This is a genomic window from Pseudoduganella ginsengisoli (genome assembly GCF_009720865.1).
Taxonomy (GTDB): Bacteria; Pseudomonadota; Gammaproteobacteria; order Burkholderiales; family Burkholderiaceae_D; genus Rugamonas; species Rugamonas ginsengisoli.
In genome coordinates this window covers 47,736-59,595 of record NZ_WNLA01000020.1, presented here as the reverse complement: position 1 = coordinate 59,595, position 11,860 = coordinate 47,736, and the positions used below count along the sequence as shown (strand labels likewise).

Below are 11,860 nucleotides of genomic sequence, written 5' to 3'. Positions count from 1 at the left end.
GGATTGCACCCCGATGCAACACCCGGATGCCTTCCCATCCCCCCATCACGGCTTGCGGTAGCCCGATTCCATCCAGGCCGTGGCCGACGCCACCGTCAATTTGAAGTTTGGCGCCACCCGTACTTGCGCCTGTTCTTCGCCATACGGGTCAAACGCCGTCAGCGTCGCATACGGATCATCTTCATCGGCGGTAATGTCGAGATTGACGGTAATGTAGGCTGCGCCTACCGTATGCACCCGCACGCTCTTGTGCAATTGCGCGTGCAATTGCTGTTCGTGGCGGCGGATCACTTCGCTGGCGGTTTTCACCAGCGTATTGAAGGCATTGATATCAAGCGGCTTGGGATTTTTTTTGTCGCGCCCCATGGTCCACGGCCCCACCAGCGCCGGTTCCGGCTCGCCATCCTTGATCATGGCCACGGCCCAGCCTTCATCTTCTTCATTCTTGATGACGCGCGCAGTCCAGCCATTGCCCTGCCACACGCGGTCTTCCTGCACCAGTACTTCTTCGTCTGCAAATTCCATTAAATCATCGGTCATACAAAACTCCGGCTTGGCTGAGAATACTGTAATTATATACAGTTATTTTTACCTGGCAAACAAAAAGCCCGCTGCGTGAGCGGGCTTTGTTTGATCACAAACGGCATGCTGGCCGGGGCGGCGGCGCTATAGGCGGCCCCAGCGGCGTGCGGCGCGGATCAATTGCCGGTTCCGGCATATGGTAGGTAAACGGGTTGATGATGATCGGCGGGATACTGGGCGGTGCAGACGGCGGCCCTTTGGGTCCACCTGAGCACTGTGCGCTGCGCTGGCGCATTTCACTGCCGAATCCCGAGGATATCGATTGACCCTCGCTAATTTCAAGCCAAGCCATATAGCCCTCCAAGTGCAGGTTAGGTAGTTAGTATAGGTAATCATGACTTTATTTCAAGGAAAAATTGCCTAGTTTTTCAGCAGCCCCCACCATGGCCGCAGCCCATCCGCGCCAGCGCCCCATTTATCCCGTCAATTCCACCGTTTATCGCACGTTTGTGGCCGCGCAAAGGGGTGAAGCGTACAGTTTCACCATACCAAAACGAATCACCGAACAAACCACTACAACGAGGGAACCAAAATGAAAAAGTTTATTGCCATCGCGATCCTTGCTATCCTGGCCATCTGCGCATGGAATGCCATCGACACCAACGGCATGACCGTCAACATCGATGGCGATGAAATTCACGGCCCGCTGGGCGCTTTGCTGGGCCTGGTCTTCGGCGGCTTGGGCATGGTGATTGCCGCGATTGCCGTCACGTGCGCCGCGGTCTTTGTGGGCTGCGTGTTTGCCGGCCTGGGCGTGCTGATGGTGGTAGCGCTGGCGCTGGTGGGCATCATCCTGGCAGCCGTGATTGCCCCCTTCACGCTGCCGCTGCTGATCCCTGCCGCGATTGTCTGGTTCATCATGTCGCGCAACCGCAAGCACCGCGAAAAAGCTGCGTACGAACACGCTGTGTGATCAGCTGAAAAATGTGGATGCCCGGCCTGAAGGCCCTGCACCCATAGAATTAAAAGGCCGGGGGCGCCACCGCCTCCGGCTTGTCTTCCAGGTCCGGATCATTTCCCTCGCCGGCCAGTTCCACCCGGTTCCGCCCTCCCCGCTTCGCCCGGTACAGCGCCTTGTCGGCGCGGATCAATGCCGCATCGCCGCCCGGATCGCGCGCATGCATGGCGGCGATGCCGATACTGACCGTCACGGCCAGCACGTGGCCATCGATTTCCAGCGGCGTGCTGGCTATGCGCTGGCGCAGCCGCTCGGCAAACGCCATCGCGGCCGGCACGTCTGCACCGGGCAGCAGCACGGCGAATTCCTCGCCGCCGACGCGGCCCAGCATGTCGATCTTGCGCTGGCAATCGCGCATTTGCGCTGCCAGGTGGCGCAATACCGCATCCCCTGCAGCATGGCCATATTCATCGTTAATGCGCTTGAAGTGGTCGATGTCGAGCATCAGCACGGCGGCGCGTCCGCCCCGCACACCGACATCGCGCTGCAAACGGGCTTGTTCATCTTCCAGCCGCGCCATGAATTCACGCCGGTTCGGCAAGCCCGTGAGGAAATCCGTCGTGGCCAGCATCAGCAACTCATCATTCATGCGCTTGCGTTCCGTGATGTCGACCGTGGACACAATCACGAAGTCCAGGTTGTGCGTATGGCCCGGCATCACCAGCAGCGTCAATTCATTTTGCCGCGTGGCGCCATCGAGGCGCTGGAACGTGCTTTCACAGGAAAACAAATGCGCGCCCTGCAGCAGCGCCGCCAGCGCGCGGCCAAACGCCGGCATGGCGGACGCGTCGAAATTCTGCGCCAGCGACAATGCCGACAAATCCTTGTTGCCCGGCGCCGCCCCCACCTGCGCCAGCGCGGCGGCATTGACGTCGACAATCCGCACCATGGCCGCCATGCGTGCCAGCTGGCTGGGATTGTTTTGCAAGTACAGCGGCAAATCTTCGACGCCGGATTCCCGCAATTCCTGCAGCGCGCCGTGCACCGCTGACCAGTCCTGCTCCCACAGCGCCACCGGCGCATTGTCATACAGGCTGCGGAAGCGCGCTTCGCCGGCGCGCAGCGCCACGCCGGCCTGCGCCTGTTCAATGGCGATGCCGGCCAGCCGCGACGCCTGCTCGATCAGCGCCATGTGGGCGACGCTGGGCCGCTGCGGTTCGCGCTGGAAAATGGCAAACGCGCCGAGGATTTTGCCGGTGGCGCCGCGGATCGGCTCCGACCAGCACGATTTCAAGCCCGCCCGCATGGACAGGTCGCGGTACTGCCTCCATAGCGGATCCGTTTCCATGTTTTCCACGATGACCCGCTCGCCCGTCATGACGGCCTGGCCGCAGCAGCCTTCCCCCATATCCACATAATGGCCGTGCAAGGCCGCGTTAAAGAACGCGGGCAAACTGGGCGCCGCGCCTACCAGCAGGCGGCGGCCATCGTCATCGAGCAGCATCAATGCGCACAGCATGCCGGGATTGTCCGCTTCGACGCCTTGCACCACGCTTTGCAGCACGGATTCCAGGGGCGCCCCCGTCGCCAGCAATTCCAGCACGTGCCTCCGCATCTGCTCGCGCCGCTCGCTGTGCATGCGTTCCGTGATATCGCGGAAAGACCACAGCCGCACGGATTCATTGCCCAGGCAGATGCCCCGCGTATATTGTTCCAGCACGCGGCCATCCTTCATGTGCAGCAGCGTGCGCTGTTCTTCATTGGAGCTGAGCATGCGCTGCACGGCATCGTCAAACACGGGCGGATACACCAGTTGTCCCGACACGTGCCGCATCAGGGCCGCACCGTCGGCTTCCCAGTCCAGCTGCTCCGGTACGTCCCACATTTCGCGGAAGCGGCGGTTGGAATTGAGGATCACGCCGCGGAAGTTATCGACCAATATGCCGTCAACCGTGGAATCAAGAATGCTGCGCAAGACTTGCTGGTTGCGCTGCGCGCTTTCCGCCATCGCGACGATATGCGCTTGCCCTTCCGCCAGTTCATCGGCCAGCTGGTGGGCCTGCGCCAGCGCCGCGCGCGATTTGCGCCGGCTATGCGCCAACAGCCAGGCCAGCGCCGGCAGCATGGCGCTCAGCACCGCGCCGGATAGGCCGATCAACCGCACACGGCCATCGCGCTCATCGTCCAGCCCGACGCCGCTTCCCGGCAAGCCGCTGATCTGCACTGTCCACCGGTGGCCCGCAATGCTGATTTTCTGCACCGTGCGGCGTACGCGGACACCGGGCACGTCCACCACACTGTCATACATGCGGTTGGCCACGTCCACCGCATCGCCATCGTAAATTTCCACATCCAGGCTGGCCGCCCGTTCGCCGCCTATCCCGGCCATCACGTCGCCCATGCGGAACGGTGAATACACCCAGCCTTCGATAGTGGCGCGGCGCTGCTGCAAGGTGGCGTGCGGCACGTGGTTGCGGTACACCGGCAAGACGATCAAGAAGCCGGACTGGACGTGCGCCGACGCTTCCTGCACCAGCGTGATCTTGCCGGACATGGCGGGCATCCCGGTATCGCGCGCCAATTCCAGCGCCGCGCGGCGCCCAGGCTCGGACATCGCGTCAAAGCCGAACGCCCGCAAATTGGCGCCCTCGAACGGTTCCAGGTAGACGATGGGTGCGTACTGGGGCCGGTCGCCGGCCGGTCGCACCGTGTAATCGGGAAAACCTTCGCTGCGGACTGCGGCAATGTGGCGCTGGAGCTGGCCGGCATCGACCAGGCGCATGTGGCCTATGCCCTGGATGCCGGGGAAATGTTCGTTCAACCCCTGGCCGGTGACGTAACTGTGGAATTCGGAGCGGTCCACATATTCGGAACTCGCATAAAGACCTTGCGCGCCATACAAAACCTGCACATAGGTTTGCATGCGCTGGGCAATATTGTTGACCAGCTCATGGACGCGGTAATTGAAGTCAACTTGCTTATCCCGCTCCGCATCGGCGCGGGCATTGTTCCACAGCCACCATGTTGAGCCAAGACACACGGCCAGCACCAGCCCTGACGTCAACGCGGGGCTGAGCAAATCCTGCGGCAGCCATCGTTCGCTGGGCCGGCGTTGTTTGGGCCGGGTGGTAGGCTCGTCCATGGATTCCACACATTGACAGGGAAAACGAAGACATCAGCTTGATAGTAGTGCTTGATAGTACGTTACGCGGACCGTGCAGGCAACGACAGTTTATGGCTTGTCGGCAATAACCACCACGGTATTAGCAATGACAATCGGGCGCCGTTTCCCGATTGTCAGGCTCAGTCTGACAGCAGTTACAACGTCCCCTTGCCGGCAGCAAATTGTTGGTAGCCGCGCGCCCGCAATTCACAGGCAGGGCAGGCGCCGCAACCATAACCCCAGTCGTGCAAGGCGCCCCGCTCGCCCAGGTAGCACGTGTGCGTCCCGGCGCGGATCAGGTCGACCAGGCCCTGGCCGCCCAGCTGGTGCGCCAAGGTCCACGTTTGCGCCTTGTCCAGCCACATCAGCGGCGTTTCCAGCTTCAGGCGCGTTGCCATGCCCAGGTTCAGCGCCACTTGCAATGCTTTCATCGTGTCGTCGCGGCAGTCCGGATAGCCGGAAAAGTCCGTTTCGCACATGCCGCCCACCAGCACGTTCAAGCCACGGCGGTAAGCCAGCGTGGCGGCCGTCATCATAAACATCAAGTTCCGGCCCGGCACGAAGGTATTGGGCAAACCGTTTTCCTGCATGACGATTTCTATGTCTTCCGTCATGGCCGTGTGCGACAGCTGGGAAATCAAGCCCAGGTCGATCATGTGGTCATCGCCCAGGCGTTCCGCCCACTCCGGCTTGTGCGAGCGCATTTGCGCCAGCAATTGCGGACGCACTTGCAGTTCGATCGCATGGCGCTGGCCATAATCAAATCCGATGGTTTCCACGCGCCCGTAGCGCTCCAATGCCCATGCCAGGCACGTGGTGGAATCCTGGCCACCGCTGAATAACACCAGCGCTGCGTCAGTTGCAGTCATAATTAATCCTAGTTTGCAAATTTTAAAACTTATATGAACGCCATCGCGGCAGGCGATCCGGTAACATACCCGGCGACCCATCGAGGCAGGATCACGAATTTTGGCACAACTCTCCATGACGGGCCATCGCGCGCCCGCTATATTCATTGCACTGGCGGTCACGGCATCCGCCATGGCGCCCGTGCGCGCGCACGCGGCGGACGAATTTCACTATTCAGTACGGATTAACGCGCCTGGCAAGCTGGACGACCTGCTGCGGGACAACCTCGATGTCGTGCGTTTCCGCGGCAATCCCCGCATGGACCGCGAACAATTACAGCGCATGGTGCGCGCGGCGCCGGAACAGGTGAAAACCCTGGTTGCCACGGAAGGCTATTTCAGCCCCGCGGCCAGCGCCCGCATCGAAGGCGATGGCCAGCCCGTCGTCGTCATCGACGTGCAGCCGGGCGAGCCGGTGCGGGTCGACAGCGTGGATATCGTACTGGAAGGGTTCACGCCCAACCCGCAATCACCGTTCGATACGGCGGCGCTGACCGCATCGTGGACTTTGCCGAAGGGCGACATTTTCCGCCAGGAAGACTGGGAAAAAGCCAAGCGCGCGCTGTTGCGGCAAGTGGTGCAGACGCGCTACCCGCGCGCCGTGCTGACGGAAACGGAAGCCGCCGTCGACCCGGAACGCCATGCCGCGGCCTTGCGCCTCGTGCTCGACAGCGGCCCGGAATTGCGCTTTGGCGAATTGCGGGTGGAAGGCTTGAAGCGCTATCCGCCGTCCGTGGTCGCCAACCTCAATCAAATCAAGCCGGGCGATTACTACAGCGAAGCAGCGCTGCAGGCATACCAGTCGCGCTTGCAGGACACCGGCTATTTCGCCAGCGTGGAAGTCAGCGCCGACATGTCGTCCGTGCTCGATGAACAAATCGAAGCAGGCAAGGGACAGCCGGCCGGCGCCTCCCCGCCCGTGCTGCCGCTGCTGGTGCGCGTGGTGGAAAACAAGCGCCGCAACGTCAGCGCCGGTGTCGGTTATTCGACCAATACCGGCAACCGCGCACAGCTCAATTACGACGACCTGGCTGTGTACGGTTTGAAAATGAAGTCGGCGCTGACGCTGGAAACCAAGAAGCAGACGGCCAAGGTGGACTTTTATTTCCCCACGACGGCCGACGGCTATAACGACAGCTTCGGAACATCGTACGTGCGCAGCAATATCGAAGGCGAGGAAACCAACACGTTCGCCATCAATGCCCGCCGCGCGTGGGGCACACCGCTGCTGGAGCGCAGCATTGCACTGGAATTACTGACGGAACGCCGCGACGTGGCGGGTTCCAGGGGTGTGCGCAGCACCAGCTTGCCCGTCACGTATGCCGTCACGCGGCGCAAAGTCGACAACCTGCTGTTCCCCACGACCGGCCATGTGCTGAGCTGGCAGCTGGGCGGCGCCTTGCTGGCGGAAGAACCGTTTGCGCGCGCCAGCGTCAAGGGCTTGTTTTATATTCCGTTCGACCCGAAAAACCTCGTGCTGCTGCGGGGCGAAGCGGGCGCCGTCATTTCAAAGCAAAAAGACGGGATCCCGGCCACGTACCTGTTCCGCGCGGGCGGCGACCAGTCGGTGCGCGGCTATGCATATCAGGAACTGGGCGTCGGCGAAGGCACGGCCACGGTCGGCGGACGCTATCTGGCCACGGCCAGCGTGGAATACCAGCACTGGCTGCGGCCGGCCTGGGGCGGCGCCGTGTTTTACGACGCGGGCAATGCGGCGGACCAGTTATCCGGCCTGCACCCGAAATCCGGCTATGGCGTCGGCGTACGGTGGAAAAGCCCGGTCGGGCCGCTCAACGTCGATGCCGCGTATGGCCATTCCACTAAAAAAGTGCGGCTGCACTTCTCGCTGGGGATTTCGTTCTGATGACGGATATCACCACCCCATCCCCTGCCCCGACGCCAGCGCCTGGCGCGCCGCGCCGGCGCTGGCTGCGCATCGTGCTGGCCGTGCTGGCGCTGCTTGTCTTGCTGCTGGGCGGAGCGGTCTGGCTGCTGGGCCGGGAATCCACGTTGCAGCAAATCGTCCAGCGCGTGGCCAATGCCAGCGGCGGCCACATTGCCGTCACGGGCGTATCCGGTTCGCTGTATGGACGCATGCACGTGGACCGCATCGTGCACAAGACGCCGGAAGCCGTGCTGACGGTGCAAGATGTCACGATCGACTGGTCGCCGTGGCAGTATTTTTCCGAAGGCATCGCCATCAGTGAATTGCATGCGGCTTCCGCCGTGCAGCAGACGTTGAAAGAAAGCCCGCCGGCCACGTTGCCTGCCTCGCTGGCGCCGCCATTCCGTTTGTCGCTGGCCGATGCGCGGCTGGACAAGCTGGCGTTGATCGGCATCGATGGCGGCAAAGTGCTGGTCAGTGCGATCCGCTTCAAGCTGGAAGGCAGCCCGGATGCGTGGAAACTGACCGACGCCAGTGCGCTGACGCCGATCGGGCGCGCCGAAGCCAGTGGGACAATCGGAGCGCGGCGGCCGTTTGCAGTGAATGCCAAGGCCAGCCTGGCGCAGACGGCTGCTTCGTCCGCCAGCCCGTCCGGTACCACCGTAGCACCGGGCCAGCCCGCGCGCCTTGCGCTCGACATCGGCGGCAACCTGTCACAGCTGGACATCACGGCCAAGGGTACATCCAGCAACGCCAATGGCGGCGGCACGTTGTCGCTGGCGCCATTTGATCCCGTGATGCTGCGCGCGCTGGACTTGCAGGCGCAGGGTGTCAATCCCGCCCTGTTCAATCCCGCCTGGCCGCAGGCGGACCTGGCGCTGCGCATGCAAGCGAAGATTGCCGCCAACCGCAACATCAGTGGCTCGGTGGCGCTGGAAAACCGCGGCGCCAGCGGACCGCTGGACCAGCACCGCATCCCGCTGCACAGCGCCGGCGCAAAAATCGGCGGCACCCTGACCGTCACCACATTGGATGACGTGGCGCTGGACCTGGGCGCGGCCGGCCGTTTCGACGGCAATGGCCGCATCCAGCGCGCCGACATCGCTGCCGGCATCGATGCCGCTACGCTGGCGCTGAAAACGTCGAAACTGGACTTGCATGGCCTGCACGGCGCCATCCGTCCCACCAAAGTAGCAGGCGCCATCACGGTGGGCAGCACGGGTGTGCGCCAGAGCGTGACGGTGAATCTGGCCGATGCGAACTTGCGCGTCGATGCGCAAGCCGTCACCGATGGTGCGCAATTGCTGCTCAAGCAGGCGCGCATTTCCGCCGGCAAGGGTACGGTGGAGGCGGCGCTGTCGGCCAGCCTCAAAGACAGGCAAGCTTTCACTGCCAGCGCCGCCATCAGCCGCTTCGATCCGTCGCTGCTGGTCGCCGCGCCGAAAGCTGAATTGAATGGCAGCGTGCAGGCTGAAGGCATGCTGGCGCCCCAGTGGCAAGCCGACGCGGCCTTCAAACTCAATGACAGCCGCGTGCTGGGCCAGCCGCTGACTGGCAATGGCAAGCTGCATGCGGACGCGCGCCATATCAGCAATATCGCCGTGCAGCTCGCGCTGGGCCGCAATACTGCGGAATTGAAAGGGGCATTCGGCTTGCCGGGCGAGCAATTGCTGTGGAAAGCCGATGCACGCCAATTGTCCGCCTTTGCGCCCGACCTGGCCGGCGCCGTGACCGCCAATGGCGCCGTCACCGGCAGCTATGCGGCGCCCCGCTCATCGTTTGCCGTGGAAGCGAAAGGGCTGGCGCTGCCATCGGCACGCCACCCGGCGCAAGACAGCCTGCTGCGCGCCAGCGGCGATGTAGCGCTGGCCAAAGGCAGCGTGGAACTGAAAGCTGCCGGCACGGCGCAAAAAATCGACCCGGCCGCTTTCGGTCCCTATGGCCTGGGCAATATCAATGGCAGTTTCACGGCCAGCTATGGCGGCAACCGCGCAATCTTCGACGTGGCGCTTCAGCCGTCCACGTATGGCGGCGCGCCGCTGGCGGGCTATGCGAAAGGCAGCGTGGAGCCGCAACCCGCGCTGCGCGTGGCGGGCATGGATATCGACCTTAAACTGGGCCCGAACAGCGTCCGCGTACAAGGTGCGTTTGGCGCGGTGCGCGACCGGCTGGACTGGAATATCGATGCGCCCAAGCTTGCCGTGCTGGGACCGGATTTCAGCGGCGTGCTGCGCGGCGCCGGTGTCTTGACGGGCACGCTGGCGCAACCGGCCGCAAACTTCAGCCTCGATGGCGGGGACTTGCGGCTGTTTGCCAAACACGCGCTGAAGTCCATCAAGGCATCGGCTACTATCGGTACAGGCCAGGGCGGCAATGATCCTGTCACCAGCAATGTCACGCTGGCCGGTTACCAGTCGCCTGGCCTGAGCCTGAGCCAGGCGGTGTTTTCTTCCACCGGCACGCGGGCGGCGCACACGCTGCAACTGTCGGCGGCCAATGCTGACTTTGATGCGGTGGTCAAAGTGCGGGGCGGATCGCAGGATGGGGCGTGGAATGGCGTGATTGAAACGCTGCAAAACAAGGGCCGCTTTGCACTGGCGCTGCAGGCGCCTGCGGCGCTGCGCCTGGTGGCGCCGGAAGGCAGCGGGATGGCGGGCCTCGTCCATCCCGACCTGATCGCATTGACTGGCGCGGCGATACGCTTGCCGGAAGGCGGGATCCGTATCGATATGCTGGAAAAAAAGGGCACGCGTTTGACGAGCCGTGGCGCCGCGACCGGCGTACCGGCCAGCTATCTGGCGCAGTTATCCAGCGCGTGGCGCGACAACATCGTCAGCGACCTGTCGCTGGGCGCCACATGGTCGCTGGACTTGCAGCGCCCGCCGGGCGGCGCCCCTGCGCTGGAAGGCGAAGCGCGCATTTACCGTGAAAAGGGCGACATGGTGGTCGTGGGCGCCGGCGACAAGCCCGTCACGCTGGGCTTGCGCAAGCTGGAAGCGCGCGCCAGCGTGTCGGGCGGCATGCTGCGCATGGCGGTGGAACTCGATGGCATGCGCGCCGGCCAGGCCCGCATCAACGCCACCACGCAACTGGCCGATGGCCGCATTGCGGGCGCCAGTCCGCTGACGCTGGATGGCAATGTCAACCTGGCGTCGATTGCATGGCTGGCGCCGCTGGCCGGTGTGCCGGGGCTGGAACTGGATGGCGCGTTGAAGGTGGTGGCAACGGGCAGCGGCACCGTGGCCGATCCCGTGCTCAATGGCGACGCGACGGGCGACAAGCTGGTGGTGAACTGGGCCGACCAGGGCATCAAACTGCGCAACGGCCAGTTGCAAGCGAATTTCACGGGCGACAGGCTGCAATTGCAGCGGCTGACGTTTGACGGCGACCGCGGCAGCGCAAAGGCCGATGGCTGGGTGCGGTTTGCCGGCGGCGACGCCACCATGCAGCTGGCGTTAACGGCGGACCAGCTACAAGTGCTGTCGCGCCCTGACCGCACCATGGTGCTGAGCGGCCAGGCGGCGCTGGTGCGCGACCAGAAACACTTCCAGCTCGACGGCAAGCTGAGGGCGGAGCGGGCCAATATCGAGCTGGCGGCAGACAATGCGCCAACCATCAGCGATGACGTGGTGATCGTTGGCCGTAACAAGCCGGGCCAGGCGGCGGTGGCGGCGGCGCAGAAAGCGCTGCCGCTGAATGTCGATGTGGAAGCGGACCTGGGCGAGGATTTCCGGCTGAAGGGCAAAGGCATCGATGCGCAGCTGGCCGGCACGGTGCGGGTGCGCATCCAGGACCGCCGCCCGCCCCGCGCGACGGGCAGCATCCGTGTGGTCAGCGGCACGTATGCGGCGTATGGGCAGAAATTGACGATCGACCGGGGGGTGCTGAATTTCACGGGCGCGTATGACAATCCGGGCTTGAATATCCTTGCCGTGCGCAAGCGGCCGGAAGGCGAGCAGTTAACGGAAACGAATGTCGAAGCAGGTGTGGAAGTGCGGGGCACGGCGCTGGCGCCGCAGGCCAAGCTGGTATCTACGCCGACGGTGCCGGACAGTGAAAAGCTGGCGTGGCTGGTGCTGGGCCATGGCTTGGCCGATGCAGGCGGCAATGAAATGGCGCTCTTGGGCACGGCGGCAGGTGCGCTGTTTGGCGGCAGCGGCAGCGGCATTGCCGGCAAGCTGGGGCTCGATGAACTGGGCTTTTCGCAAGCCCAGAATGGCAGCCAGGCCAAGGGGCTGGAAAATACCGTGGTCACCGTGGGCAAGCGCCTGTCGTCGCGTGCTTACCTCAGCTTTGAACAGGGCGCGGGCAGCGCGACCAGCCTGGTCAAGCTGCGCTACAAGCTGAATCCCCGCATCACGCTGCAATTGCAGACCGGCACCAACAATGCGCTGGACGTGCTGTACACGTGGGCGTTTGATTGA

Annotated in this window: 6 protein-coding genes; 3 read left to right on the top strand and 3 right to left on the bottom strand. The window is 63.5% G+C overall.

Annotation, left to right across the window (positions count from 1 at the left end):
• Positions 1-45: 45 nt before the first annotated feature.
• Positions 46-540 (bottom strand): hypothetical protein, encoded by a 495-nt coding sequence (locus GM668_RS23655; RefSeq protein ID WP_155441428.1) that lies wholly within the window; start codon positions 538-540, stop codon positions 46-48.
• 574 nt (positions 541-1,114) lie between these two features.
• Between GM668_RS23655 and GM668_RS23650 the strand changes: the two genes are divergently transcribed.
• Positions 1,115-1,495, top strand: coding sequence for a hypothetical protein (locus GM668_RS23650; protein ID WP_155441427.1), 381 nt, complete (start codon positions 1,115-1,117; stop codon positions 1,493-1,495).
• A 49-nt stretch (positions 1,496-1,544) separates the two neighbouring features.
• Here GM668_RS23650 and GM668_RS23645 read toward each other — a convergent pair whose 3' ends face one another.
• Entirely contained in the window at positions 1,545-4,622 is a 3,078-nt protein-coding gene (locus tag GM668_RS23645) for a CHASE domain-containing protein (RefSeq protein ID WP_155441426.1), read from the bottom strand.
• A gap of 176 nt (positions 4,623-4,798) precedes the next feature.
• Positions 4,799-5,512: a 7-cyano-7-deazaguanine synthase QueC gene (gene queC, locus GM668_RS23640; protein WP_155441425.1), complete on the bottom strand. Its 714-nt coding sequence runs from the start codon at positions 5,510-5,512 to the stop codon at positions 4,799-4,801.
• Positions 5,513-5,612: 100 nt separating this feature from the next.
• Between queC and GM668_RS23635 the strand changes: the two genes are divergently transcribed.
• Both GM668_RS23635 and GM668_RS23630 read left to right on the top strand, forming a co-directional pair.
• A complete protein-coding gene (locus GM668_RS23635; RefSeq protein WP_308506843.1) occupies positions 5,613-7,415 on the top strand; it encodes an autotransporter assembly complex protein TamA in 1,803 nt (600 codons plus the stop codon).
• On the top strand, positions 7,415-11,860 hold the full coding sequence (locus tag GM668_RS23630; protein ID WP_155441424.1) for a translocation/assembly module TamB domain-containing protein: 4,446 nt from the start codon (positions 7,415-7,417) through the stop codon (positions 11,858-11,860). The genes GM668_RS23635 and GM668_RS23630 overlap by 1 nt, the downstream gene beginning before the upstream one ends.